Source organism: Vibrio harveyi NBRC 15634 = ATCC 14126 = KCTC 12724 (assembly GCF_001591145.1).
In the GTDB taxonomy this organism is placed as follows: Bacteria; Pseudomonadota; Gammaproteobacteria; order Enterobacterales; family Vibrionaceae; genus Vibrio; species Vibrio harveyi.
This window is the reverse complement of record NZ_BCUF01000170.1, coordinates 1-605: the sequence shown is the minus strand read 5'-3', so window position 1 is coordinate 605 and position 605 is coordinate 1. Positions and strand designations below refer to the sequence as shown.

1 protein-coding gene is annotated in these 605 nt (G+C 41.8%); it reads left to right on the top strand.

The features are described from left to right. The first annotated feature begins 21 nt into the window (after positions 1 to 21). On the top strand, positions 22 to 456 hold the full coding sequence (locus VHA02S_RS25045; protein ID WP_009697191.1) for a DUF6795 domain-containing protein: 435 nt from the start codon (positions 22 to 24) through the stop codon (positions 454 to 456). Positions 457 to 605: the final 149 nt, after the last annotated feature.

The window sequence follows — 605 nt, the reverse complement described above, 5'->3', positions numbered from 1 at the left end:
GGTTACTTGGGTATATAAGAAATGGAGCGCATTTTAAGCCCTTATATTTCTGGCTATTTGCATTTAAATGGCAAGCCCGTCGAGGGCATCAATATAGAAAGGACGATTGTTTTCAAGGGTGTTGCTTCTGACTCGACGCAATCTGACGCCGAAGGACACTTTGTTTTTGAAGCTGTGCTATTAGATTCCAAACACCAACAACATTCTTTGCAAGATATTCGAGTGAAGCTGGATCTGAGTACCGAGTTTCAAGGTGATGAAGTGACGATATGGCAATCAAAAGTACACTCATTTCACCCGTCTCCCCTTCTGCTCATTTCTCTTGAAAGCTTAGCTTGTAATTTGGACGCCCCACTCAAAGTATTCACGTACCCTACAACACAAACGGAACCAGTCACCAATGAAATCTATAGTGTTTGCGACCTAAATGCGCTTACTTTCGAAGAGCTTTATTAGGGTCTGTTGACCTTTCGTGGTTAAATTTTGTTCGAGATAAAATCGTTTTAGGTGAGGCAAGGAGTGTGCCGCCTAGTCATTCTAAGCAAATACTCCTTAACAAAACATAAAACGATTTTAACCGAACCCTTTGGGCAGCGTTTGTTGGA